Source organism: Mesorhizobium sp. AR07 (genome assembly GCF_024746815.1).
Taxonomy (GTDB): Bacteria; Pseudomonadota; Alphaproteobacteria; order Rhizobiales; family Rhizobiaceae; genus Mesorhizobium.
The window spans coordinates 13113-38063 of sequence record NZ_CP080525.1; the positions used below are offsets into that span (position 1 = coordinate 13113).

28 protein-coding genes are annotated in these 24951 nt (G+C 62.9%); 18 read left to right on the forward strand and 10 right to left on the reverse strand.

Annotated features, from left to right (window positions below):
• Window positions 1-26 precede the first annotated feature (26 nt).
• Genes BPNPMPFG_RS00065 through BPNPMPFG_RS00090 form a run of 6 tightly spaced genes read left to right on the forward strand, consistent with a single transcriptional unit; the run spans window position 27 to window position 4396 of the window.
• Window positions 27-545, forward strand: coding sequence for an RNA polymerase sigma factor (locus tag BPNPMPFG_RS00065; RefSeq protein WP_258592661.1), 519 nt, complete (start codon window positions 27-29; stop codon window positions 543-545).
• On the forward strand, window positions 542-1333 hold the full coding sequence (locus BPNPMPFG_RS00070) for an anti-sigma factor family protein (RefSeq protein ID WP_258592662.1): 792 nt from the start codon (window positions 542-544) through the stop codon (window positions 1331-1333). The genes BPNPMPFG_RS00065 and BPNPMPFG_RS00070 overlap by 4 nt, the downstream gene beginning before the upstream one ends.
• A complete protein-coding gene (locus tag BPNPMPFG_RS00075) occupies window positions 1330-1479 on the forward strand; it encodes a hypothetical protein (RefSeq protein ID WP_258592663.1) in 150 nt (49 codons plus the stop codon). Before BPNPMPFG_RS00070 ends, BPNPMPFG_RS00075 begins: the two co-directional genes overlap by 4 nt.
• 60 nt (window positions 1480-1539) lie before the next feature.
• Window positions 1540-2637, forward strand: a complete 1098-nt coding sequence (locus BPNPMPFG_RS00080) for a peptidase C39 family protein (RefSeq protein ID WP_258592664.1) — start codon at window positions 1540-1542, stop codon at window positions 2635-2637.
• A gap of 5 nt (window positions 2638-2642) precedes the next feature.
• Window positions 2643-4106 (forward strand): RimK family ATP-grasp domain-containing protein, encoded by a 1464-nt coding sequence (locus BPNPMPFG_RS00085; protein ID WP_258592665.1) that lies wholly within the window; start codon window positions 2643-2645, stop codon window positions 4104-4106.
• 17 nt (window positions 4107-4123) lie between these two features.
• Window positions 4124-4396, forward strand: coding sequence for a DUF3303 domain-containing protein (locus BPNPMPFG_RS00090; protein WP_258592666.1), 273 nt, complete (start codon window positions 4124-4126; stop codon window positions 4394-4396).
• A gap of 12 nt (window positions 4397-4408) precedes the next feature.
• On the opposite strand, the gene BPNPMPFG_RS00095 is transcribed toward BPNPMPFG_RS00090, so the two are convergent.
• Window positions 4409-5332 (reverse strand): LysR substrate-binding domain-containing protein, encoded by a 924-nt coding sequence (locus BPNPMPFG_RS00095; protein WP_258592667.1) that lies wholly within the window; start codon window positions 5330-5332, stop codon window positions 4409-4411.
• Between the two features lie 109 nt (window positions 5333-5441).
• Here BPNPMPFG_RS00095 and BPNPMPFG_RS00100 point away from each other — a divergent pair, with 109 nt between their 5' ends.
• Entirely contained in the window at window positions 5442-6332 is an 891-nt protein-coding gene (locus BPNPMPFG_RS00100) for a fatty acid desaturase family protein (RefSeq protein WP_319945968.1), read from the forward strand.
• 11 nt (window positions 6333-6343) lie between these two features.
• Here the strand turns inward: BPNPMPFG_RS00100 and BPNPMPFG_RS00105 are convergent, their stop codons facing one another.
• The 3 genes from BPNPMPFG_RS00105 to ygfZ form a co-directional block, all read right to left on the reverse strand.
• The gene (locus BPNPMPFG_RS00105; RefSeq protein ID WP_258592669.1) at window positions 6344-8485 is read right to left on the reverse strand and encodes a putative bifunctional diguanylate cyclase/phosphodiesterase; all 2142 of its coding nucleotides are present in this window, start codon (window positions 8483-8485) and stop codon (window positions 6344-6346) included.
• 65 nt (window positions 8486-8550) lie between these two features.
• Window positions 8551-9186: an HD family hydrolase gene (locus BPNPMPFG_RS00110; protein WP_258592670.1), complete on the reverse strand. Its 636-nt coding sequence runs from the start codon at window positions 9184-9186 to the stop codon at window positions 8551-8553.
• Complete coding sequence (ygfZ, locus tag BPNPMPFG_RS00115; RefSeq protein ID WP_258592671.1) at window positions 9186-10061, reverse strand: CAF17-like 4Fe-4S cluster assembly/insertion protein YgfZ; 876 nt, start codon at window positions 10059-10061, stop codon at window positions 9186-9188. The genes BPNPMPFG_RS00110 and ygfZ overlap by 1 nt, the downstream gene beginning before the upstream one ends.
• 73 nt (window positions 10062-10134) lie before the next feature.
• Here ygfZ and BPNPMPFG_RS00120 point away from each other — a divergent pair, with 73 nt between their 5' ends.
• Window positions 10135-11466 carry a dihydroorotase gene (locus BPNPMPFG_RS00120; RefSeq protein ID WP_258592672.1) on the forward strand — a complete coding sequence of 444 codons (1332 nt, stop codon included), beginning with the start codon at window positions 10135-10137 and terminating at the stop codon, window positions 11464-11466.
• 117 nt (window positions 11467-11583) lie between these two features.
• Here the strand turns inward: BPNPMPFG_RS00120 and BPNPMPFG_RS00125 are convergent, their stop codons facing one another.
• From BPNPMPFG_RS00125 to BPNPMPFG_RS00140, 4 genes are all read right to left on the reverse strand, one after another.
• Entirely contained in the window at window positions 11584-12372 is a 789-nt protein-coding gene (locus BPNPMPFG_RS00125; RefSeq protein ID WP_258592673.1) for a hypothetical protein, read from the reverse strand.
• Between the two features lie 67 nt (window positions 12373-12439).
• Window positions 12440-12697, reverse strand: a complete 258-nt coding sequence (locus tag BPNPMPFG_RS00130) for a hypothetical protein (RefSeq protein ID WP_008874920.1) — start codon at window positions 12695-12697, stop codon at window positions 12440-12442.
• A 366-nt stretch (window positions 12698-13063) separates the two neighbouring features.
• Window positions 13064-13441 (reverse strand): TIGR02301 family protein, encoded by a 378-nt coding sequence (locus BPNPMPFG_RS00135; RefSeq protein ID WP_258592674.1) that lies wholly within the window; start codon window positions 13439-13441, stop codon window positions 13064-13066.
• Window positions 13442-13561: 120 nt separating this feature from the next.
• Entirely contained in the window at window positions 13562-13996 is a 435-nt protein-coding gene (locus tag BPNPMPFG_RS00140; protein WP_258592675.1) for an NUDIX hydrolase, read from the reverse strand.
• A gap of 132 nt (window positions 13997-14128) precedes the next feature.
• Here BPNPMPFG_RS00140 and BPNPMPFG_RS00145 point away from each other — a divergent pair, with 132 nt between their 5' ends.
• On the forward strand, window positions 14129-14890 hold the full coding sequence (locus BPNPMPFG_RS00145; RefSeq protein ID WP_258592676.1) for an SOS response-associated peptidase: 762 nt from the start codon (window positions 14129-14131) through the stop codon (window positions 14888-14890).
• Between the two features lie 127 nt (window positions 14891-15017).
• Here the strand turns inward: BPNPMPFG_RS00145 and BPNPMPFG_RS00150 are convergent, their stop codons facing one another.
• A complete protein-coding gene (locus BPNPMPFG_RS00150; protein WP_023812894.1) occupies window positions 15018-15173 on the reverse strand; it encodes a hypothetical protein in 156 nt (51 codons plus the stop codon).
• 462 nt (window positions 15174-15635) lie between these two features.
• Here BPNPMPFG_RS00150 and cysS point away from each other — a divergent pair, with 462 nt between their 5' ends.
• The 9 genes from cysS (at window position 15636) to BPNPMPFG_RS00195 (ending at window position 23776) form a co-directional block, all read left to right on the forward strand.
• Entirely contained in the window at window positions 15636-17072 is a 1437-nt protein-coding gene (gene cysS / locus BPNPMPFG_RS00155; protein WP_258592677.1) for a cysteine--tRNA ligase, read from the forward strand.
• Window positions 17073-17250: 178 nt separating this feature from the next.
• The gene (locus BPNPMPFG_RS00160) at window positions 17251-17658 is read left to right on the forward strand and encodes an endonuclease domain-containing protein (RefSeq protein WP_258592678.1); all 408 of its coding nucleotides are present in this window, start codon (window positions 17251-17253) and stop codon (window positions 17656-17658) included.
• Window positions 17655-18041, forward strand: coding sequence for a VOC family protein (locus tag BPNPMPFG_RS00165; RefSeq protein ID WP_258592679.1), 387 nt, complete (start codon window positions 17655-17657; stop codon window positions 18039-18041). Before BPNPMPFG_RS00160 ends, BPNPMPFG_RS00165 begins: the two co-directional genes overlap by 4 nt.
• Window positions 18042-18047: 6 nt before the next feature.
• On the forward strand, window positions 18048-18539 hold the full coding sequence (locus tag BPNPMPFG_RS00170; protein ID WP_258592680.1) for a GFA family protein: 492 nt from the start codon (window positions 18048-18050) through the stop codon (window positions 18537-18539).
• Window positions 18536-19012 carry a GFA family protein gene (locus BPNPMPFG_RS00175; protein WP_258592681.1) on the forward strand — a complete coding sequence of 159 codons (477 nt, stop codon included), beginning with the start codon at window positions 18536-18538 and terminating at the stop codon, window positions 19010-19012. The genes BPNPMPFG_RS00170 and BPNPMPFG_RS00175 overlap by 4 nt, the downstream gene beginning before the upstream one ends.
• Window positions 19009-19968 (forward strand): prolyl aminopeptidase, encoded by a 960-nt coding sequence (gene pip / locus BPNPMPFG_RS00180; RefSeq protein ID WP_258592682.1) that lies wholly within the window; start codon window positions 19009-19011, stop codon window positions 19966-19968. The genes BPNPMPFG_RS00175 and pip overlap by 4 nt, the downstream gene beginning before the upstream one ends.
• Before the next feature lie 197 nt (window positions 19969-20165).
• Entirely contained in the window at window positions 20166-21782 is a 1617-nt protein-coding gene (gene cimA / locus BPNPMPFG_RS00185; RefSeq protein WP_258592683.1) for a citramalate synthase, read from the forward strand.
• A gap of 365 nt (window positions 21783-22147) precedes the next feature.
• Window positions 22148-23065 carry an EamA family transporter RarD gene (gene rarD, locus BPNPMPFG_RS00190; RefSeq protein ID WP_258592684.1) on the forward strand — a complete coding sequence of 306 codons (918 nt, stop codon included), beginning with the start codon at window positions 22148-22150 and terminating at the stop codon, window positions 23063-23065.
• Window positions 23066-23074: 9 nt separating this feature from the next.
• Window positions 23075-23776 carry a glutathione S-transferase family protein gene (locus tag BPNPMPFG_RS00195; RefSeq protein ID WP_258592685.1) on the forward strand — a complete coding sequence of 234 codons (702 nt, stop codon included), beginning with the start codon at window positions 23075-23077 and terminating at the stop codon, window positions 23774-23776.
• 17 nt (window positions 23777-23793) lie between these two features.
• Here the strand turns inward: BPNPMPFG_RS00195 and BPNPMPFG_RS00200 are convergent, their stop codons facing one another.
• Entirely contained in the window at window positions 23794-24792 is a 999-nt protein-coding gene (locus BPNPMPFG_RS00200; protein ID WP_258592686.1) for a transporter, read from the reverse strand.
• Window positions 24793-24951 lie beyond the last annotated feature (159 nt).

Below are 24951 nucleotides of genomic sequence, written 5' to 3' on the forward strand. Positions count from 1 at the left end.
CAAGGGCGACCTCAGAACCAGCGGTCATGGACGAAAAGAAGGCAGCAATCCTTGGTGAAATACCGCGCCTGCGCCGTTATGCGCGCTCGCTTTTGCGCGACCGCGACGCTGCCGACGATCTCGTTCAGGATTGCCTCGAGCGGGCGCTTGTCCGGCTCGACAACTGGCAGACAGGAGAAAGCCCCCGCAGGTGGCTGTTTACGATCATGCATCATTTGTTCATCGACCAGATGCGCAAGGTGAACCGTCGCGGCGAGGCGGCCATGCTGCCGCTGGAAGCGAGTGAGGCGGTTGCCCAGCCTGCCGAGCAGGTGGAGAGCATTGCGTCACGCGAGATCATCGACGCGTTGCAGGCGATCAGCCCCGACCGCCGCGCGGCTCTTGTGATGGTTGCCATCGAAGGGTTTTCCTATGCCGAAGCCGCCAACATTCTGGGCGTTCCGGCGGGTACGCTGATGTCACGCATTGCGCGCGGGCGTGAAGAACTGCGCGGGTTGCTGGACGACACGGCGCGCCGCCGCGCGATAAGGATCGTCGAGAAATGATCCGCCGCGACTTTTCCGAACGTGACATCCACATGGCGCTCGATGGCGAACTGCCCGGCGACGAGCGCGCCGCCTACGATACCTGGCTCGACGCCAATCCCGAGATGAAAGCCAGGAGCGCCCGCTTCACCGCCGATCGGGCGGCATTGCAGGCCACCTTCGCCGGCGTACTCGACGAAGCCGTGCCAGTGCGGTTGCGCAAGGTCGTGCTCGGCGAGACGCCGGTCAAGGCTGCGGTGTCACGCTCGCGCTGGTGGCTGGCCGCCGCGGCGGCCGTGCTTGTGGCCGTCGGTGGGCTTGGCGGCTATCGTGCCGGCATCGACGGCATCGGGCAGGAGAATCCAGCGGAAGATCGGCTGGCCGAACAGGCAATCGCAGCCCATGTCATCTATGCCGCCGAAAAGCGGCATGCGGTCGAAGTGCCGGCCAGCGACAAGGATCATTTGCAGACCTGGCTGTCCAACCGGGTAGGGCTGAAACTGGTGGCGCCTGACCTGACCGCGAACGGTTTCCAGTTGATCGGCGGCCGGTTGCTCCCGGCCGGCGACAGCAAGGCGGCGATGCTGCTCTACGAGGATGACAAGGGCGAGCGCATATCGCTCTTCGTTACGGCGGAATCGGCGGAGAGTGCCAAGGGAACCTACGCATCGGCGCAAGACGGTCCCCAGGCCGTCTACTGGCTGGACAAGGGCTATGGCTGCGCCGTGGTCGGCTCGCTGCCGCGCGAGCAATTGGCCGTCGTGGCAAAGAGCGCCTACATGCAACTTCTGACCGGCTTGGCCAGTTGAACAGCATCGCTTTCAAGGGTGACGCCAATCCACAAATAGTGATCCCGTACAAAGCGTTTTGCATCGCCGCGCTGCTGCCGAATCTGTCACAATTCGGCCCTATTCGAGGTGCGATAGCGCTTTATGGCCATCAGCGGTTCGGCTGATGTCCGGAACGTTTTCGAGTAGGGCATTTCCCACCAACAATCGGGGTTTTCTCAAGCCGCATGCCTGCCGAGATCCGCACGGCCCGCGCGTCTGACGTCGATGATCTCGCCGCCATTGAGAAAGCTGTTTTCCAAAGCGACCGAATTTCGCGTCGCTCCTTCCGCCTGTTCATCGAGCGCGAGACCGCCGAGACGCTGGTTGCCGAAATCGATGGCCGCGTGGCCGGCTATGCGATCGTGCTGTTTCGCAAGGGAAGCGGTGTGGCGCGTCTCTACTCGATCGCCACCGGTCCGTTCTTCGGCGGGCTGGGCGTTGGCCGCATGCTGCTTGAAGCGGCGGAAGACGCCGCCTTCGAGCATGGCCGCATGATGCTGCGTCTCGAGGTGCGCGAGGACAACAGCCGAGCCATCCACATCTACGAGCGCGCCGGCTATCGCAAGATCGGCCGCGAACTCGCTTACTATGAGGATGGTGAAACGGCGCTTCGCTATGAAAAGACCTTGCGCGGTGACATTCCGGTCGCCACCAACGTGCCGTTCTACCCGCAGACCTGCGAATTCACCTGCGGCCCATGCTGCCTGATGATGGCGATGGCCAATTTCGACCGCGGCTTCGTGCCGGATCCGGTCATGGAAATCCGACTGTGGCGCGAAGCGACGACCGTCTTCATGATGTCGGGACCCGGTGGCTGCGAGCCGTTCGGCCTCGCCGTCTCGGCGTACGAAAGCGGGCTGGCGACGGAGATCCATGTTTCCTTCTACGGCGCGCTGTTCCTGCAGTCGGTGCGCAGCGAGGACAAGCGTCGGGTGATGGAACTGGCCCAGGTCGACTTTCGCCGCCGCGCGGAACTTTACGGCATCCCGGTGAATTACCGTCCGTTCACAATCGACGACATACGCGCCGCGATCGCCGAAGGAAAACTGGTGCTGGTGCTGATCAGCGGCTTCATCATGTTCGGCAAGAAGGTGCCGCACTGGGTGCTGGCGATCGGCGATGACGGCGACCATATCCTGATCCACGATCCCTGGGTCGAGGACGAAAGACAGGAGACCATCCTTGATGCCGCCAACATTCCCGTGCCTTACGGCATCTTCATGAACATGGCGCAGTTCGGCCGCGACGGACTGCGTGCCGCCATCACTCTGGGAAAGCGCTGATAACAATGACCTGGGTTATTCTTACAGGCAGGCAGAGCGATCTCGACCAGGTGGCGACACCCCACAAGATCATCACCAACCGCGATTATCTCGCGCATCCGTCGCTGTTTCGCGGCCAGCGGCCGAAGGTCATCAACCTGTCGAACAATTACGCCTACCAGAGCCGTGGCTACTATGCCTCGCTGCTGGCGGGTTCGCGTGGCCACAAGGTCATCCCGACCGTCGAGACGATGATCGACCTGTCGGAACGCAAGCTCTACGAGCATGCCTTGCCGGAACTGGAGCTGGCGCTCAACAAATGCCGCAAGGATCTCGACGGCGCCTTTCCGACCAAGGTTTGCATCTTCTTCGGCATCGGCCCTTCCAAGGTCTGGGACCGTTTCGCCAAGCTGTTGTTCGACTGGTTCCGCGCGCCGGCGCTCGAAGTCCACATCAAGGACAGCGCCGAATGGGCTTCGATCCGCAAGATCGGCTTCCATCCGCTGGCACGGATGACCGAGGACGAAGAAAAGAGCTTCATCCAGTGCCTGGAGACCTACACCAACCGCGAGTGGCGCGACACCAAGGGCCGCACGCCGGCGCGCTATACTTTCGCCACGCTGGTCGATCCGCATGAGGAATTGCCGCCGTCGGAGATCTCGTCGCTGCGCTATTGGGCCAAGATCGCCGAAAAGATGGGTGTCGAAATCGAGCCGATCACCAAGCGGGATCTCGCCAAGCTTGCCAACTACGATGCGCTGTTCATCCGCGAGACGACCTCGATCTCCAACCACACCTATCGCTTCGCCCGCCGTGCCCAGCAGGAAGGCATGCCGGTCATCGACGATCCGCTGTCGATGATCCGCTGCACCAACAAGGTCTATCTCAACGAACTGATGGCCTACAACAAGGTGCCGGTGCCGCCGACGGTGATGATCGCCGGCGCCTCGGACCTCGAACTGGCGGCACAGACGCTGGGCTTTCCCCTGGTGCTGAAGATCCCGGATTCGTCGTTCTCGCGCGGCGTCAAGAAATGCGAGACCTTCGGGGAACTGAAAATGCTCGCCACGGAATGGCTGGAAGATTCCGACCTTTTGATCGCGCAGAAATTCATTCCGACCGAATATGACTGGCGGGTGGGCGTGCTCGGCGGCCAACCATTGTTTGCCGTTCACTATCTGATGGCCAAGAAGCACTGGCAGATCGTCAATCACAAGGCCAACGGCAAGCCCGATCAGGGCGGCATCAAGACCTTCACACTGAAGGAGACGCCGGCGCATGTCGTCGAGACGGCGGTGAAGGCGGCGCGCTGCATCGGTGACGGGCTCTACGGTGTCGACCTCAAGGAAACCAACGACGGCGTCTTCGTCATCGAAGTCAACGACAACCCCAATCTCGACCATGGCTGGGAGGATTCCGGCGAGAAGGATGAGGTCTGGGTGCGGTTGACGCAGTGGTTCCTGGAGCGGCTGGACCGGCCGGGGCGGTAAATCAATCGAGGGGGAAGATGCTTTTCATCGTGATCGAGGATTTTACCGGCTGCGATCGCAAGGAGATCTACCGTCGCTTTCGCGACCGGGGCCGCCTGAAGCCGGACGAGCTTGTCGTGCACCATAGCTGGATCGCGGCGGACATGAGCCGTTGCTTCCTGCTGGTAGAGGCCGATGATGTCCCGCTGCTGCAGCGCTGGGTCATCGAATGGGCGGATCTGGTGGAATTCGAGATCGTTCCGGTGGCGACGAACAAGGACATGGTGGAGGCATTGAGCGGCCATCTCTGATCATGGCCGTGGTCAGCGGAGTGCCGGCGAGCCTGCCGCGCGCACGCATTCCTCGATCAGCCACTGGCGAAAGGCGGCCACCACGTCACGCCTTGTGCTGCGCTCTGGTATCGTCAGGCAGTAGGGCTGGCGCAGCTCCAGCGCCTGGGCGAGGGGCCTGATCAGCCTGCCGTCCTCAATCGCCTCGGCGCAGAAGACCCCCTGGGCGAGCGCGACGCCGAGGCCCGAGATGGCGAGATCGAGTGCGGCCCGCGACGAATTCGCCGAAAGGCCGCGTTGCGCTGCCCGGCCAGGCTCGATGCCCGCCGCTTCGAACCAGTTGCGCCATGACGGAAACGATGCGCCCGTCGGCCCCCAGTCGGTATGGATCAGCGGCAAACCGGCGAGGGTGGCGGCGTCCAGAGATTTGATGGTCGCCGCGACATCCGGTGCGCAAACGGGGTAGACGGCATCCCTGACGATGTCTTCCGTTGCCTGGTCGCGGTAGTGCGAACGGCCGTAGGAAAGCCTGATATCGATCAGGTCGCGGTCGAACGATACCGGATCGTCTTCGCCCCTGAGCGATATGTCGACAGCGCCGTGGGCCGCGACAAAACCCACCAGGCGCGACGACAGCCAGCCCATCGCCATCGATGGCGGCACCGACACCACCAGCCGGGAGCGGAACTCGGCGCCGCCCAGTTCGCGCGACACGCTGCCGATCTCACCGAATGCCGTGGTCAGCCGAGGCAGTATTTCCCTGCCGGCGTCGGTGAGAACGACACGGCGGTTGACCCGGTTGAACAGCTTGCGGCCCATCTGGTCCTCGACGGTCCGGATCAGCTGGCTGACCGCCGCCGCCGAGATGGAAAGCTCGTCGGCCGCGGCGGCAAAGCTGCCGGAACGCGCAGCCGCTTCGAAAGCCTGGAGCCCGCGCAAGGATGGAAAAGCGATCATGATGCCCAATAGATAAGATGACCTTATCTAAATCGCAGAATTCCTCGTTTTCAGGAAGCTTTTTTGTTGCTTACTCTAGGCCTTCGACATTCCAGCTTGGATGACGCCCGTGGACCATCGCGACGTAATTGCATCGCTGACGCAGGAAGAGCGCAATCGCCTGACCGCCAAGTCGGATGTCTCGGGTCTCGTTCAGCTTGGTGCCCATTGGGGTGCGATCGTGGTCATCGGATCGCTGATTGCCGCGAAGGTGCCGTTCTGGCCGCTGCTGATGCTGCCGCAGGGCATCCTGATCGTGTTCCTGTTCACGCTTCTGCACGAGACGGTTCATCGCACCGCCTTCGAAACGCAGTGGCTGAACGATGCCGTGGCGCGGGTCTGCAGCCTGGCGATCGCGCTGCCGGCGGACTGGTTCCGTTACTTCCATTTCGCTCACCACCGATACACCCAGGACCCGGACAACGACCCGGAACTGGCTTTCCCCAAACCGGAGACATGGCGGCAATACCTCGTCCATGTCTCCGGCATTCCGACGTGGTGGGGCCACTTCAAGACGCTTTATGGCAATGCGATGGGCAGGGGCCGGGAAAGCTACGTTCCGCCAAAAGGCTACGACAAGGTGCGCATCGAGGCGCGTGCCATGATTGCCTTTTATGCCGTGGTCGCTCTGCTGGCCGTCTATTTCCGGCTCACGGTGCTTCTCTATGTCTGGATCGTGCCGGCTTTGCTCGGGCAGCCATTTCTGCGCCTCTATCTCCTGGCCGAGCACGGCCGCTGCCCGTTCGTCGCCAACATGCTGGAAAACACCAGGACCACGCTGACCAACTGGCTGGTCCGCAAGCTGGCGTGGAACATGCCGTTCCATGCCGAGCATCATGCCTATCCCGGCGTGCCATTTCATCAGCTGCCGGAGTTTCATGCGCTGATCGGGCGGCATTTGGAGGTAGTCGAGCCGGGCTATATCAGCTTCCACGAAAAATATATCGAGACATTGCGCTGATGCTGCCTGCCTCAGCCGGTCTGGCTGTGCAACGCGCGCGTTTTCAGCAGGCGCAGTATATCCGCTGCCCTTGACGGCACGCCGATCAGAAAGCCCTGCGCCTCGACACAGTCATTGCCGCGCAGAATGTCGAGCTGCACTTCGGTTTCGACACCCTCGGCGGTGACGGTGATGCCAAGTTCCGCGCCCAGCCCGATGATGGTGCGAACGATCGCTGCGGTGTCGCGATTGCCGATGTCGCGAATGAATGAACGGTCGATCTTGATCTTGTCGACCGGAAACCGCCTGAGGTAGCCGAGCGAGGAATAGCCGGTGCCGAAATCGTCCAGTGCGATGCGGATGCCCAGCGCGCGCAGCTCACGCAGCGTCTTCAGCACTGTCTCGCTTTCGTCCATCAGAACGGTCTCGGTGATTTCCAGTTCCAATCGGCTGGCGGACACACCGGAAAAGGCGAGAGCCGAGATGACGCCGCGGGCAAAGCCGCCGCTTTTGAGCTGCACGGCCGAGACATTGACTGCGATGCGCAGGCCGGGAGGCCAGCTCGCCGCCGCCGCGCAGGCCGTCCTCAACGCCCATTCGCCAAGCGGCACGATCAGTCCGATTTCTTCGGCGACGGGAATGAATTCGTCGGGCGCCACCGTGCCGCGCGCGGGCGAATGCCAGCGCATCAAGGCTTCCGCACCGACGATTTCGCCGGATTCTATATTCATGATCGGCTGGAAATCGAGATCGAATTCCTGGCGTGGCAGCGCTGTCTCGAGATCGATCTCAAGCGCCCGGCGTGCTTGCACCGTGGCGTCCATTCCGGGCTCGAAGAAGCGGTACAGGTTGCGCCCTTCGCGCTTCGCCCGGTAGAGCGCCGTATCGGCGTTCTTCAGCAGCGTATCGGCATCCCCGCCGTCGTCGGGGAAAATGGCGATGCCCAGGCTGACGCCGACATGCATGTCCCGGTTTTTGTCGCGAAACGGCTTTGCGACCACCTCGACGATGCGCTTCGCCAGTTTTTCCACCTCGGCCAGGCTTTTGAAATGGGACTGGATGATGACGAATTCGTCACCGCCAAAACGGGCGACGACGTCAGTTTCATTGCGCAGGCAACGCTGCAGCCTCTCGGCCACGCTCTTCAGCAGCCAGTCGCCAGCCGGATGTCCCCAAGTGTCGTTGACAGCCTTGAAGCGGTCGAGATCGAGCGAGAAGATTGCCAGCGGTGCCGCTACCGCGTCTTCCAGCGCAAGGTCGAGCCGTTCGCGAAACATCGAGCGGTTGGGCAATCCGGTCAGCGTATCGTGATGCGCAAGGTGCGTCATGCGCTCTTCGGTGCGGCGGCGTTCGGTAACATCGTCGAAAGTCGCCACCCAACCGCCGCCGCTCATCGGCTGGCGTGTGACCAGAACCGTCCTGCCGTCGGTAAGATACCGATATGTCGAATGCATTTTTGCCGCCACCAGGCAGGCTTCGGTTTTGGCGACTTCGCTGTCGACGTCGATCTTCGCATAGATGCCGAGTTCCAGCAGCCGTTCGAGCGCGTCGCGGTGGGCCGTTCCAAACGGAAAGTCGGCTGCGGTGACGTTGTAGAGTTCCAGAAAACGCTCATTGCGCACGATCAGCCTGCCGTCAGCATCATACATCAGCAGGCCTTGCGACATGTTGGCCAACGCCGCGTCGAAGCGGCGATGCTGCTCCTTGAGATCCTGTTGGGCGCGCCGCTGTTCGGTGATGTCCTCGTAGATCGAGACCCAGCCGCCCAAAGCCAGCGGGCGATGCGAAATGCTGATGATGCGACCATCCGAAAGCGTCTCCTCATAGGTCGAGGGTTTCGCCTGGTCGATATAGGGCTTGCGGATGGCATAGAGTTCGTCGGCGCTTTGCGAGGCGATGCCGATGTCGACGCTGTGCCGCAGGATGTCGAGGAACCGGATGCCAGGTCGCATCACCTTGGCGTCGAGACAGAAGATGTTGATGTAGTTGCCGTTGCAGATGATCATGCGCTCGTCGGCGTCGAACATGCACAGCCCATGCGACATGTTCTCGACCGCCGCCGAAAAACGTTCGTTCTGTTCGCGCAGTTCGTCTTCCATGCGGCGCGGCCGATCCACGCCTTCGGCCCCCGGTTCCGGGACGGCCGAACCATCCTTGGCATCAGCGACGGGCATAAGGCGCGCCTGCGGCTCGTGATTGAACAGGCTACTGTGGTCGCCGCCGGTTAATTTAGCGTTTTTCAGCCGGCCGCTTGCGCCGGAACCTGGCGCCGCGACTTCTCGATCGCCGAAAACCGCTCGAGGAACGCATTCTGCGCCCAGGTCACGGAGCGTGGCGTGAAATCGAAGCGATCGGCATTGAAGCCGCGCGGACGGCCGAAGAATTCGGTCGCCTCGGCGGTCGAAAAACCGGCAAGCAGCGTTGCTTCGAAATAGGCGGCGATCTGGTCGGCGCGCTTGATGTCCTTGCGCAGCGCCGCGGCCGGTTCCGGCGGCAGCGAAAAGCGCGAATGGATGGCGCGCTGCAATCGCAACTCGCAATCCTTGTAGCTGCCGCCCATCACCGATTTGAACGGCGAGATCATGTCGCCGATCACGTATTCGGGGGCGTCGTGCAGCAGGGCTGCCAGCCGGGCATCGGCCGAAGCCTCGGGCACCAGATCGCAGAACAGCGCCTCGACCAGCAGCGAATGCTGGGCAACCGAAAAGGCATGCTCGCCGCTGGTCTGGCCGTTCCAGCGGGCGACGCGGGCGAGCCCATGCGCAATGTCCGATATCTCGATGTCGAGCGGCGAGGGGTCGAGCAGGTCGAGCCGGCGGCCGGACAGCATGCGCTGCCAGGCGCGTGCCGGCGCGCCGACGCGATCGGCCGCCATCAGGCCTCCTCCGCGCTGACGGCTTCCTGCGGGAAGCTGAACTTCGCCCAGCCGGGAATGGCCATCGTAACCGGCACGTCTCCCGCCATGATCGGTTGGCCGGCGTCGAGCGCTGCCTTGACCCTGTCGATGCGCGCAATGGCAAGCCCGGTCGTGCCGGCGCTCGAGCCCAGCAAGCCGACCGGCCGCCCGTCGACGGTGAGTTCCGTCCCGGCGGCCGGCAGCGGCAGTCCGGCCTGGACGATCAGCACGCGCCGCCTGGCCGTGCCGCGGTGCTGCATGCGCGAGACGACCTCCTGGCCGACATAGCAGCCCTTCTTGAAACCGACACCGCCGGTCTCGTCCAGCAGCACGTCATGGGGGAAGGCATCGCCGAGTTGGTAGTCGCTGCCGCTTTCGGCAATGCCCCCGGCGATGCGGAAGGCCTGCCAGGCCGCGTCGTCGCTGCTCGCTGCCGCATCACCATAGGAGCGGCTCACATGATCGTCGGGGAAGCGTCGGTCGACCACGGCTGTTGATTGAGCCGCCGTTGAATCGGAATGTGAGGCCGTTGACTCACGTCCCCATGCCACGGTGACAAGCGCCTGATCCGCCTTGGCAATCTCGACCTTGGCGCGCAGCTTGTAGAGCGTCAGCCGGCGTACGAAATCATCTGAAATGTCGGCGCGGCATTCGAGGCGGAATGCACTTTCGCCGGCGCGCGAGACCAGGAAATCGAACAGGATCTTGCCTTGCGGCGAAAGCAGCGCTCCGGGCTTGGCTTCGCCGACGGCCAGTATGTCGAGATCCGTGGTCAGGATGTTCTGCAGAAAATGCTCGGCATCAGGACCCGAGACGGAGATGATTGCGCGGTCTTTGAGCTGGGCGAAGGGCATTGGCGAAAGCAGCCTGATCTTGCAAAACGGTCGGCCTTTACGTAAGCCGCTGGCACTCCCCCCGCAAGAGAGCATGACCATGACCTACGACCTCATCCTGACAGGCGGTACCGTGGTCAACCATGACGGCGAGGGGGCGCGCGACATCGGTGTGAAGGACGGGCGCATCGCTGCCATCGGCGACCTCGGCCGGGCCTCGGCCGGGGAGATGATCGACTGCCGTGGCCTGCACATCCTGCCGGGCGTCGTCGACAGCCAGGTGCATTTCCGTGAGCCCGGGCTTGAGCACAAGGAAGACCTGGAGACCGGCTCGCGGGCGGCGGTGCTGGGCGGTGTCACCGCCGTGTTCGAGATGCCCAACACCAATCCGCTGACCACCAGCGAGGCAGCGCTTGCCGACAAGGTCCGGCGTGGCAGTGGCCGCATGCATTGCGATTTTGCCTTCTGGGTCGGCGGCACACGTGAGAATGCGAAGGACGTCGGCGAGCTCGAGCGGCTGCCGGGGGCCGCCGGGATCAAGGTGTTCATGGGCTCGTCGACCGGCGACCTGCTGGTCGAGGATGACGAAGGCGTGGCATCGATCCTCAGAAACACGCGCCGCCGTGCCGCCTTTCACTCCGAGGACGAATTCCGGCTGCGCGAGCGTCTGGGCGAACGCATCGAAGGCGACCCGTCATCGCACCCGGTGTGGCGCGACGAGATCGCCGCCTTGCGTTGCACCGAACGGCTGGTGCGCATCGCGCGAAGCGTTCGCGCCCGCATCCATGTCCTGCACATCTCGACCGCCGAGGAGATCCTGTTCCTCGAACAGCACAAGGATGTCGCGACCTGCGAGGCGACGCCGCACCATCTGACGCTGAGCGCCGACGACTATGCGCGGCTCGGCACGCTGATCCAGATGAATCCGCCGGTGCGCGCCGCGCGCCATCGCGACGGCATCTGGCACGGCATTGCGCAAGGCATCGTCGATGTGCTCGGCTCCGACCACGCACCGCACACGCTGGCCGAAAAGGCCAAGCCCTATCCGGCTTCGCCGTCGGGCATGACCGGTGTGCAGACGCTGGTGCCGATCATGCTCGATCACGTCAACGCCGGCCGACTGACCCTGCAGCGCTTCGTCGACCTGTCCAGCCACGGCCCGCAACGCATCTTCGGCATGGCAAGAAAAGGCCGCATCGCGGCTGGCTACGACGCCGATTTCACCATTGTCGACATGAAGCGGCGCGAAATCATCACCAACGCACAGGCCGGTTCGAAAGCCGGCTGGACGCCTTATGACGGCAAAGAAGTGACCGGCTGGCCGGTTGGCACCGTCATTCGCGGTCATCGCGTGATGTGGGAAGGCGAAATCGTCACGCCAAGCCAGGGCAGGGCAGTGGAGTTTTCCGAGGCGCTGCCAGTCTAGGCTCCCTACCTCCCCCTTGTGGGGAGGTCGGACCGAAGGTCCGGGCGGGGGGGTTGGCGCTGACCCCCACCCCGCTGCTTCGCAGCGACCCTCCCCACAAGGGGGAGGGTAAGAACCTCAATCCCCGGCGACGAAGAACGTCCATTGCCCGGTGGGCGTGATGCCGACGCGGTAGAAGATGTAGGCGCCGAACTGCTTCATGTCGTCGAAATCGCCGGCGGTGACGATCTTGAACAGCTCGACCCGCTGCTTGGCATCGAGCTTGTCCAGCGGCAGCGCGAAGAAATACGGCCAGACATAGAGTTCTTCCGGTTTGCCGGCATCGAGGTGGACGTAGCCGGCATCGAGCACTTCCTCGAGGATGGCCAGAATCTCCTGGCCATCCTGATCGCCCGAAAGCCCTTTGAGGAAGGCAATGGCGTCGCCGTCTATATCGGTCAGCGACAATTGCGTCGTGCTGGCGCCCGTGCCGATCAAAGGCCGCAGTTTTTCGATGTCGCCGCTCTTGCAGGCTTCGACGATCAGGTCATGCATGCGCCGCACCGGTTCGGGCAGTTTGCCGAGATCGTAGACGACCTCAGGCAACGGCGTGTCCGGATCGACGCGCGGTCTGGTCGCGCCGCCGTCCGCCGGGCTGTCCGGCTCGGTCTCGGCCGGAGCCGCCGGCTGGCTGGTTGATGGTGGCGTTCCGACCGGGTCGGGTATCGGCACGGTGCTTCCGGGCGGCGACAGGTCGTCATCCGCCGATGGCTGGATCGGTGAGGGAAGCTCTTCGCGCTTGATCTCGCTCAACGCATGAGCGGGGCTGCTCGCGAGACACACAACCAGGGGAAACGCGGCGCAGCAGGCGGCGAGACAGATGCTAAGGATCAAGCCGTTCGGCTTGCCTGACATCGAAAATTTCACTGCCCGCTTCTCCTTGATTCCGGGCATTGTGCCCGAGCGGCATATGGTCAAAGAACCGGACGTCGGTTCAGTGCCGCAGCCGTTCAGGTTCGAAGGCGCCAGCAATCACCTTTTCACGCATACGGTCGAGCAGGGCAAGGGCCGAGGTCTCGCCATTGGCACGCAACATCTCGCCGAACGCCGTCTCGAGCGCTGCCTCGGCAATGATCTCGGGCTCTATGCCGGCGGAGAGACCCTCCGCCCAGGCTTCGCTGTGGCTCTCCACGGCGGTCAGGCGTTTCTCTTCCCTGACCAGCGCGTCGATGTCGTTGACACCATGTTCCATATGCGATGTCCACCCTTTCAAGCGGCGATCCGTCGATGTGGATCGGGCTTGATCTGTTCATTTCACACGCAGGGCCAATTAAGTATTTGTAAATACGACATTTTTTTGATCGTTTTTTACAAAGTCCGATCGCCTTGCGCGAAGCTGCGTTCAACTCGGGTCAAACTTAGCCGATTAGGGCGGCCCGCGGGGCGAAAACCTTCAGTTTGAGTTAATTCCGCATTCTCAGGGTAAGGTTTCATTAACACTGTTGCAGAAGTGCCACATAAGAATTGCATCAAGATATCGCCTGGCACAAGCCGGATGTGTCGGTCGCCGCCAGGGATGGTCCGGATATCTGTTGATGAGCAGGTCGGAATGGCCAGATCAGTTGCCGTAACGCGAGGCGATGTCGCGCGAAAGGGTCTCGCCTTCCTTCATATAGCGGCTGATGGCTTCGGTGGCCGACGGCGTGCACTGCGTGTAGATGCCGCCGAAGGAGCGATAGCCGCGATTGAAGCTGGCAATGAAGCGTGCGCGTCGTTCGGCGTCCGGATTCTCCGAATCGAGCAGCTTCGCCATCTCGACACGCCACTGGTCGCCTTTCTCACCGCATAGATTGCGCAGGAAATGCAGCGACCCCAGAACTTCCGCCAGCCGCATGAGCCCAGGCTCGAACGGCGACTCGGCGCTGAGCGCCGGCCGCGCCGGGACAGCCGCGCTGACGGCAAGACATACGGCGAGGAGCAGGGATGGACGGTTCATAAGCCTTCTCCGCCTAACGGCTTAAGCCGTTGTGGTCTGCCGAATGGCGTAGGCCGTTCTGGCTCTGCCAAACAGCATAAGCCTTTGTGGCGAAACAATTTGTCGCCCGCAAGGCGATTTTCAGGGCTGCTGCCCGGCGTTTCCGCCGGGATCCAACAAGTCTTCGGCGACGGCAAACACCGAGCCGGCGAGCGGCAGCGCCGCCATTTCGCTGAGCGTATAGAAGGCGGCCGTTTCGGCATCGTCGCTGGCCACCGCCTCGCCGCCGGCATGGGCGGCGCCGAACACCGTCAGCCGGTAGTCGACCGGATGGCCGTCATCCCTGCCGTCGATGTGGATTTCCCGAAGCGGGCGAAAATCGGTGGCCTGCAAGCCGGTTTCTTCCAACAACTCGCGACGTACCGCATCCTCCAGGGTCTCGTCAGGTTCGACCTTTCCCCCTGGAAAGGCATAGAGCCCTTGCGAAGGCTGCCGCGCCCGCTTGACCAACAGCACGGTGTCGCCGCGCACGACGGCGACCGAGACTGCCGGAAGTATCTTGCGTGTCTCTTTCATGGATTCTCGGTTCAGGCTCATTTGCAGGCAGGTCTGTTGTGGACCGCCCAGCATGCGGAAGCTTTAGCGGTTGCGCAACGCCGGTTCCATCGCCACTTTCAAACCGAACCATTCGAAGGGTGCCAGTCGACCATGTGCGGACGTTTCGCCTTGACCGCAACGCCGGACCAGACCGCCGCCTTTCTTGGGCTGGCGGAACTGGAGGATTTCCCAGCACGCTTCAACATCGCGCCGACGCAGCCGATCCTGATGGCGACCGCCGGCGCTCCGCGGGCGCCCGGCTCCAATCTGCCGGACCGCCAGTCGATGCTGGTGCGCTGGGGGCTGATCCCGACCTGGGTGAAGGATACCAGGGAGTTTCCACTGCTGTTCAACGCGCGCTCTGAAGGCGCAGCCGAAAAGGCTTCGTTCAAAGCCGCCATGCGCCATCGTCGTGCTTTGGTGCCGGCGTCCGGCTTTTACGAGTGGCGGCAAACCGGCGGCAAGAAGGGGCAACCTTACTGGATACGGCCCCGGCATCGTGGGTTGGTTGCCTTTGCCGGCCTGATCGAGACCTATGCCGAGCCGGGCGGTTCGGAAATGGACACCGGCGCCATCCTGACCGTCAACGCCAATGCCGACATCGCGCATATCCACGACCGCATGCCGGTGGTGATCGATCCCGGGGACTTCGCCCGTTGGCTGGATTGCCGCGCGCTCGAGCCGCGCGATGTCGCCGACCTGTTGCGGCCGGCGCGGCTTGATTTCTTCGAGGCGATTCCGGTCTCCGACCTCGTCAACAAGGTCGCCAACACCGGATCGGAGATTCAGGAGAGGGGCGAGATCGGGCCGGAGCCCGAGAAGGCCAAGCGCCAGAAGCCCGGCGCGGACGACAGTCAGATGACGCTGTTTTAGAGCCTGATCCTGAAAAGTGGCCCCGGTTTTCGGGAAAGATCATGCTCAAACAAAACGAAGCTGTTGTTATGAGGCGCGCATGTCAGCGCCATCATGTCCGGCGCCTTTGGTGCCGGCCGCGCACCACTCAGGCAGCGCGAGGCGATACGATCTTCTGCGCCGGCTTTTTCTTCTTCGCGGTGTGGAGGAGGGCGGCGACGATCGCGGCCGGGCCGATCGCGCGGTAGTGGTTGGCCAACGCCGGTTGCTTGGCGCGGTTTGATTCCTGCTTGCTTCGGAGCATGTCTCTCTTCCCAGGTAACGTTTTCGTGTCTGCGTTTGATGGCCGATTCTGACCAAATCGTGACGCCTGCTGAACTAGCCGACGAATGTCTCATGACTGTGCCGACATGTTTAATAAAATGTTTCACCGCGTCTTTACCTGTGATCCAGCGACGTTTTTGCCGAAACTAGCGACTTGACGGCAACACCGGCCAAGGCGATAAAGCCGCCCATGAAAACGTCTTTCGCCATTTGTGGCATTTGCATTATTGGCTAGCCTCGCGCTGGTCCGGACGTTTTCGCCTCATCTTTCCCCAGATTGGACAAACGCCCCGGCCAGCAGGCTGGAGTCTGAATTGCGCCTCGGCGCGTGCCCGACTCCAGTCAAAGCATGATCCCGAACCGAAGGTCCGCGAAGCGAAAGTAGGAACCGGTTTTCGGACCAGATCATGCTCGAACAAAGTAACGAACCGGGAAGGCACGAATGTCTGACGCATCGCAGGGCTTGCGCCTCTACAACACGCTGACGCGGACGAAAGAGGATTTCGTCGCGATCGATCCGTTGAACGTGCGCATGTATGTCTGCGGTCCGACCGTCTACGACTTTGCCCATATCGGCAATGCGCGGCCGGTGATCGTCTTCGACGTGCTGTTCCGCCTGTTGCGCCATCTCTATGGTGAGACGCACGCCACCTATGTGCGCAACATCACCGACGTCGACGACAAGATCAACGCGCGCGCCCTGAGGGATTTCGGCGGCGAGATCGCCTCAGGCGCGCTTTCGCTCAACGAGGCGATCCGGCGGGTCACCGAAAAGACCGCCGACCAGTTCCATAGGGATGTTGCGGTTCTCGGCTGCCTGGAGCCGACGGTCGAGCCGCGCGCCACCGAATTCGTCGAGCCCCGCGCCGACGGCAAGGCCGACATGATCAGCTTGATTCAAAGCCTGATCGAACGCGGTCATGCCTATGTTGCCGCTGGCGAAGTGCTGTTTGATACGGCGTCGATGCCGGATTATGGCCAGCTGTCGAAGCGCAATCTCGACGAGCAGCAGGCCGGTGCCCGCATCGCCGTCGACGTGCACAAGAAAAGCCCGCAGGATTTCGTCCTGTGGAAGCTGTCGTCACCGGAGGAGCCGGGCTGGAATTCGCCCTGGGGCAGGGGCCGGCCGGGCTGGCACATCGAATGCTCGGCGATGTCGGCCGCCTATCTCGGCGAAGTCTTCGACATCCATGGCGGCGGCCTCGACCTCATCTTCCCGCACCATGAGAACGAGATCGCCCAGTCGCGTTGCGCCCACGGCACCGACGTTATGGCCAACATCTGGATGCACAACGGCTTCCTGCAGGTCGAGGGGCAGAAGATGTCGAAGAGCCTGGGTAATTTCTACTCGATCAACGAACTGCTGGAGACGGAGACCTTCGGCGGCCGCAAATGGCCGGGTGAGGTGCTGCGGCTGGCAATGCTGATGACGCATTATCGCGAGCCGATCGATTTTTCGGTGCGCAAGCTGGAGGAGGCAGAGAACATGCTGCGCAAATGGAAACGCGCGGCGGACCTGGCGCCGGCGGCGGTGGGGCGGTTGCCCGGTGAGGTCATCGGTGCGTTGTCGGACGATCTCGCGACCTACGCTGCCTTCCAGGTCCTGACGCAGCTGGCCGGCGAGGCCGCGGACGGCAACGAGGCGGCCGCTGCGCTGAAGGCATCGCTGCTGTTTCTTGGCTTCGATGTCGCGTCGGCCGAAATCGATGAAGGTGGCGTTGCCAAGGCGATCGCCAATCGCCTCGCGCTCATCGCCGCGAAGAACTGGACCGAGGCCGACCGTATCCGCGACGACCTTTTGGCACAAGGTGTACAGTTGAAGGACGGCAAGGATCCCGTCACCGGCGAACGTGTGACGACCTGGGAGGTGAAGCGGTGAGGGCGGCGCGAAACACCCCCCTCTGTCCTGCCGGACATCTCCCCCTCAAGGGGGGAGATTGGACGTCACTTCGGCTTTCGCCAATTGTCAACGTTGATAGTTGGGCACCTCCGGTGAGGTTGCCGATCTCCCCCCTTGAGGGGGAGATGCCCGGCAGGGCAGAGGGGGGCGAACCGCGATGACGCATTATCCAGTGCCCGCCAACAACCGCAGCAATGCGCGCAAGATGCGCAAAGCTATGACCGATGCCGAACTGAAACTCTGGAATGAGATTCGCGCACATCGGCTCATGGGGCTGGCGTTTCGACGCCAAATGCCGATAGCCGACTACATCGTCGATTTTGCCTGCTCCAGCAAGAAGCTGATCGTCGAGTTGGATGGTTCTCAGCATGCTCAGGCTGAAGCTTCGGCATCCGACGCCATGAGAACTGCCAAGCTCGAAGCGCTTGGCTGGACCATCCTGCGCTTCTGGAACGACGACGTCATTCGCGATATCGACAATGTCTGCCAGCACATCGTGATCGTGGGCGGTTCGGCTGATGCGGTGATGCTGGCGCGTGAACCAGCAAGGGAGGCAGTTCAATGATCGACCATCTCGGCATTACTGTTGCCGATTTCGACGCTTCGAAGGCTTTCTACGACAAGGCGATGGCGCCGCTTGGCGCGGCGCTGCTTTACATGGTGCCGCAGGAGTATACCGGCGGCGTCAAGGTTGGCGGTTACGGACGCGAGCGGCCGGTGTTCTGGCTGAGTTCCGGCAAGGACAAGCCGAAAGACCACCAGCACGTCGCCTTCACCGCGCGCAGCCGCGCCGAGGTCGATGCCTTCCATGCCGCCGCGCTTGCGGCCGGCGGCAAGGACAATGGCGGGCCGGGCCTGCGCCCGCACTATCACCCGAATTATTATGGCGCCTTCGTCTTCGATCCCGACGGCAACAATGTCGAGGCCGTTTGCCATGCCGCGGAGTGACCGGCGATGAGCCTCGACAACCGGCCGATCTACACCGGCGGCTGCCAGTGCGGCGCGGTGCGCTTTCGCGTCGAGGGCGCGCTCGGCGACGCGTCGATCTGCCATTGCCGCATGTGCCAGAAGGCGTTCGGCTCGTTTTATGCGCCATTGGTGTCCGTGGGCGACGCCAGGCTCGAGTGGACGCGTGGCGAGCCGAAATATTTCCGCTCGTCAAACCATGTCGATCGTGGCTTCTGCCCGCATTGCGGCACGCCGCTGACCTTCACCGCGCCCGATGGCGTCGGCCTGGCCATCGGCGCGTTCGACAATCCGGCTGAAATCGTGCCGATGGTCCAGTGGGGCATCGAGGCAAAACTGCCCTATGTCGATACGATCCCGCAATTGCCGGGCGAGGACACGATGGCCGACATGTCGTTCGCTTCCTATCTGGCCGATCTCGTCTCCTACCAGCACCCGGACCACGACACCGAACAATGGCCGCCAGAGGAAAAATCATGACCGAGACAGTAAGAACCGGTGGCTGCCAGTGCGGCGCCGTGCGTTTCCGCATTCATGGGGCGCTCGGCCGTCCGTCTATCTGCCATTGCCGCATGTGCCAGAAACAGTTTGGCTCGTTCTTCGGGGCGTTGGTGACCGTGCCCAAGGACGGCGTCGAATGGACCCATGAAGAACCGAGCTATTTCCAGTCGTCGGTCAACATCGATCGCGGCTTCTGCGCCCGCTGCGGTACGCCGTTGACCTATCGGCAACCCGGCGGACTGGAGATCGCCATCGGCGCCTTCGACGATCGCTCCGATCTCGCCCCACAAATCCAGGTCAATTACGACGCGCGGCTGCCCTGGGTGGAGACGATCTTCGATCAGCCCGTCCACCAGGACCCCGACTACTATGCCCGGCAGGAAGCGATCATCTCCTTCCAGCATCCCGACCACGAAACGGCGGACTGGCCGACCAAAGGTTTGCAGCTATGAGCAGTCAATTGCGCACCCTCTATCCCGAGGTCGAGGCGTTCGATTCCGGCATGCTCGATGTCGGCGACGGCCATCAGGTCTATTGGGAACGCTCCGGCACCAAGGGCGCCAAGCCGGCGGTATTCCTGCATGGCGGGCCGGGCGGCACCATCTCGCCAAAACACCGGCGGCTGTTCGACCCAAAGCTCTACGACGTCATCCTGTTTGACCAGCGCGGCTGCGGAAAATCGACGCCCAACGCCTCGCTCGAGGCCAACACCACCTGGCATCTGGTCGCCGACATCGAACGCCTGCGCGAGATGGCCGGCTTCGACAAATGGCTGGTCTTCGGCGGCTCCTGGGGCTCGACCCTGGCGCTGGCCTATGCCGAAACGCACCCTGATCGCGTCAGCGAACTGGTGGTGCGCGGCATCTACACGCTGACGCGTGCGGAGCTCGAATGGTATTACCAGTTCGGCGTCTCGGAAATGTTCCCGGACAAATGGGAGCGGTTCCTGGCACCGATCCCCGAGGCCGAGCGCGGCGACATGATGGCCGCCTATCGCAAGCGGCTGGTGGGCAGCGATCGCAAGGCGCAGATCGAGGCCGCCCGTGCCTGGAGCCTTTGGGAGGGCGAAACGATCACGCTTTTGCCCGAACCCGAGACCAGCGGTCCGTTCGGGCAGGATGACTATGCCATCGCCTTCGCCCGCATCGAGAACCACTATTTCGTCCATGCCGGATGGCTGGAAGAGGGGCAGTTGCTGCGCGATGCCTGGAAGCTCGGGAATATCCCCGGCACCATCGTCCACGGCCGCTACGATATGCCGTGCCCGGCGCACTACGCCTGGGCGCTGCACAAGGCCTGGCCAAAGGCGGATTTCCACCTGATCGAGGGCGCCGGTCACGCCTATTCAGAACCGGGTATTCTGGATCGGCTGATCCGGGCGACGGATCGGTTCGTGGGGAAGGTATAGTCGATGCTCGGCGATCCTTCCCACCCCCCTCTGCCCTGCCGGGCATCTCCCCCGCAAGGGGGGAGATTGGCCGTCATTACCGTTTTCGCCAATCTGCGACGCTGCAAGAAAGGCTACTTCGCAGAAGCTGCCGATCTCCCCCCTTGCGGGGGAGATGTCCGGCAGGACAGAGGGGGGTGCTCAAGCACCTTGCTTTCATGAAAAAGGAAAGACTGTTCCTCTTCGACACCACCTTGCGCGATGGCCAGCAGACGCCGGGCATCGACTTTTCCGTCGAGGACAAGATCGCCATCGCAAAATTGCTCGACGCTTTCGGCCTCGACTATGTCGAGGGCGGCTACCCCGGCGCCAACCCGACCGACACCGCCTTCTTCCAGGAGAAGCGCACGGCGCGCGCCAAATTCGTGGCCTTCGGCATGACCAAGCGGGCAGGGGTGTCGGCGTCCAACGATCCTGGGCTTGCGGCACTGGTGCAGTCGAAATCGGACGCCATCTGCTTCGTCGCCAAGAGCTGGGACTATCATGTCCGCGTCGCGCTCGGTTGCACCAACGAGGAAAACCTCGAATCCATCAAGGCCTCCGTCGAGGCGGCGATCGCCGCCGGCAAGGAGGCGATGGTCGACTGCGAGCATTTCTTCGACGGGTTCAAGGCCAATCCCGACTATGCGCTGGCCTGCGCCAGGACCGCCTATGATGCGGGCGCGCGCTGGGTGGTGCTGTGCGACACCAATGGCGGAACGCAGCCATCGGAAGTCCGCGCCATCGTCGAGAGCGTCATCGCCTCCGGTATTGCCGGCAACAATCTCGGCATCCATGCCCATGACGACACCGGCCAGGCGGTCGCCAATTCGCTGGCCGCGGTCGAGGCCGGCGTGCGCCAGATCCAGGGCACGCTCAACGGCATCGGCGAGCGCTGCGGCAACGCCAATCTGATCTCGATCGTGCCGACACTGGCGCTGAAGCCGGCTTTCTCGACACGCTTTATGACAGGTATTTCGGCGGAGGCTCTCACCGGCGTCTCCAGGCTGTCCCGCGCCTTCGATGAACTCTTGAACCGCGCGCCGGAAGCACAGGCGCCCTATGTCGGCGCCTCGGCCTTCGCCACCAAGGCCGGCATCCATGCCTCCGCGCTGGCCAAGGAGCCGGCGACCTATGAGCATGTGCCCCCGGAAACGGTCGGCAATCGCCGCCGCGTCATGGTCTCGGACCAGGGCGGCAAGGCCAATTTCCTCGCCGAGCTGAAGCGGCGCGGCATCGATGTGCCCAAGGACGACCACCGGCTCGATGCGCTGATTGCCGTGGTCAAGGAACGCGAGGCCGAGGGCTATGCTTATGAAGGGGCCGATGCCAGTTTCGAGCTGTTGGCGCGCAAGATGCTGCACGGCCTGCCGGAATTCTTCAACGTGACCTCGTTCCGCTGCATGGTCGAGCGCCGCTTCGACGCCAACGGCCAATTGAAGACGGTGTCCGAAGCGATCGTGAAAGTGCTGGTCGACGGCGAGGAGAAGATGTCGGTGGCCGAGGGGCATGGCCCGGTCAACGCACTCGACATCGCGCTGCGCAAGGATCTCGGCAAATTCCAGGGCGAGATCGCCGACATGGAGCTTGCCGACTTCAAGGTGCGTATCCTCAATGGCGGCACCGAGGCGATCACCCGCGTTCTGATCGAATCGCATGACGGCACCGGTGCGCGCTGGTGGACGGTCGGCGTGTCCGAAAACATCATCGACGCCTCGTTCCAGGCGCTGATGGATTCCATCGTCTACAAGCTGATGAAGAACCGCGAGATGGCTGGCCTGGTCGCGGCGGAGTGATGCTTGGGTTCCTCGCCCCTGCGGAGCGGGGGAGAGGTGGCCCGGCGTAGCCGGGACGGAGAGGGGAACGACATTCGCGAAGCCAGAGCCCGGTGAAGAACAGGGCGCGAGACTGGCCATGATATGAAGTCCAATTGAGGTTGTTGAACAGCGAGTTCCCAGCCGTCCCGAAGTCCCGAAGACCCCTCTCCGTCCCGGCTTTGCCGGGCCACCTCTCCCCACTTCCGTGGGGCGAGGAACCGAGCTCTGCGAAGGCGGTTGCCGAGTAGAGCCGCCAGGGCCCCTTGAACCATCAGCGAAAGTCCATTGATCCATCAGAAGTTTGCGATGGTCTTGGCAAGGTGGCTGGGCCATAGCGTTGGCCCATGGCCACTGACGCACTTACCCTGGACGCCGATTCAAAGGCCCGTCGCGGCTTCCTGCTGGCACTGGGCGCCTATCTCCTGTGGGGGCTGCTGCCCTTCTACATGAAGGCGGTCGCGCATTTGCCGCTCGCCGAAGTCATTGCTCATCGCATCGTCTGGTCGGTGCCGATCGCCGCGGCGGTTCTGGTCTGGGCCGGCCGCACGGCGGATTTCAAGGCCGCACTTCGCTCGCCCCGCACCATCGCCATGGCCGCGCTGACGGCGGCGCTGATCTCGGTCAACTGGGGCATCTATGTCTGGGCGATCGCGGTCGACCGCACCGTCGAGACCGCGCTCGGCTACTACATCAACCCGCTGGTCAGCGTCGTCGTTGGCGCGCTGCTGCTTGGCGAGCGTCTCGACCGGCTGCAGATCGCGGCGGTGGTGCTGGCGGCGGTCGCCGTCGCGGTGCTGACCATCGAGGGCGGCAAGCTGCCCTGGGTGTCCCTGGCCCTGGCGTTTTCCTTTGCCGCCTATGGTTTCTTCCGCAAGACACTGCCGATTGGCCCGAGCCAGGGTTTTTTGCTCGAAGTGCTTTTGCTGTCGGTACCGGCCCTAGGCTACATCGCCTACCTGATCGCGACCGGGCAGGACCATATCGTCTCCGGCAATGCCACCGACACGGCGTTGCTGATCGGCTGCGGACCGGTCACATCGATACCGCTGCTGCTGTTCGCCTTCGGTGCCAAGCTGCTGCGCCTCTCGACCATCGGCATCATGCAATATATCGCGCCGACCATGGTGTTCCTGATCGCCGTCCTGATCTTCAACGAGCCTTTCGGCACCACCCAGGCCGTCGCCTTCGCCTTGATCTGGGTTGCATTGGCGATCTATTCCTGGTCGATGCTGACGAGCGCGCGCAAGGCTTCCGTCCGATAAGGAACTTCGATGTACCTGCTCCACATTGGCAACAAGAACTATTCCTCATGGTCGCTGCGGCCGTGGGTCCTCATGCGCGAACTGGACATTCCGTTCGAGGAGCGGCTGACGCCATTTCCGACCGGATCGAGTTGGGATCTCTACCGACCGTTCTCACCCAGCGGCCGGGTGCCCTGCTTGATAGACAACAGCCTGATCGACGATGGCTGGGCGGTCTGGGATTCGCTCGCCATTGTCGAATATCTGGCCGAACGCCACCATGGCGTGTGGCCTGCCGAGGCCAAGGCGCGTGCCTGGGCGCGCTCGGCGGCTGCCGAAATGCACTCGAGCTACACGGCGCTGCGCGGCGCATGCCCGATGAATTGCGGCGTGCGGATAAAGCCGTCCCCGATGTCCGATGCGCTGAAGCAGGATCTCTTCCGCCTCGGCGATCTGTGGAACGATGGCCTTGCTCGTTTCGGCGGACCGTTTCTCGCCGGCGCTCATTTTACGGCCGTCGACGCCTTCTTTGCCCCGGTGGCGTTTCGGGTCCAGTCCTATGGGCTCTCCTTCGAGGGAGCGGCTGCCGGCTATCCGGCACGGCTGCTTGCCTTGCCGGCGATGCGCGAATGGTACGCTGCAGGCCTTGCCGAGACGTGGCGCGAGCCCGACCACGAAGCGGAAGTCCTTGCCGCCGGCACCCTTGTCGAAGATCTTCGCGCTTCGGCGTAGAAATCGCTGGGCTGCTGTCACAATCCCCGGCCAAGCCGTCTGACGAACAGATAGGTGGCGGCCGCGATAACCAGTGATACCGCGGTCACCACCCAGAAGCCCATGGGCGTGTCGACCAGCGGCAGCCCGCCGACATTCATGCCGAAAAGGCCCGAAATGATGGTCATCGGCAGCAGCACCGCCGTCATGACAGAGAGAACATAGAGCAACTGGTTCGACTGCATGGTCAGCTTGGCCATCAGCTCGTCCTGCAACAGCCTTGTGCGCGCCTGCAACTGCTCGCCGTCATGATAGAGAGTATGCGCCCGTTGCGAGAGCCTGGCCGCCATGTCGTTGATCGGGTCGGGCAGTTCGTCGCGATGCGAATGGTCGAGATGCCGGAACAGATTGGTGAGCGTTGCCATCTGCCGGTGGATCACCACCAATTGCCGGCGCGCCTCGACCAGTGCTTGTCGCTCATTGTGCCATGCATCGCGCACGACCCGGTCCTCGATGCCGTCGAGCGTGTCGCCCAGCTTGCCGAGTTCTGCCGACATGCCGTCGAGCGACTGGCCGGTGACCGCCTCGATCAGTTCCGCCGGCGAACGGAATTTCCGCGATCCATTTTCAACCGTCTTGCGGACGGCGTCGACCGATTCCAGCGGCTGCTTGCGAGCGCCGATGAGCATCGTGTCGTTGAAGGCGAAGCGGAAATGGACGAGCCCGCGCGCCTCCGAAAAGTCGTGTCTGAGATCCGGCAGATCGCCATAGAGCCAGCCATCCTCGAAGTCGATGTGGCAGCCATGGCTGGGGGCAAGGAAGGCGTCGCGCACCGGTCCCGGCAAAGCCCTTTCGGCGCCGATCTCCTGGCGTGCGTGCAGGTCGGTGACCTGATAGCTGCGCCAGGTCCAGCGCGCCTGTGCCAGGTCCTTGGTGCGCAGGCCCTCAGTGGTGAAATGGTAGACGAAGAACAGCCCGTGCTCGTCGGGCAGATAGGGCGAAAGGTCAGTGCCTTGCTGATTGGGAGCGATGTTCATTGTCGCTTCTCCAGATGCAGGTTCAATCCACGACCCGCGCCGCGGCGCAATTGCGAAGTCCTAGCATGGGGGAACCCGGTTTCGTGTGACAGTTTCTTGACGTCACGACCGCCGTGCGGCAGGCAGCTGGGGAAGAGGGTAGGGCAGTAGGGCAGTAGG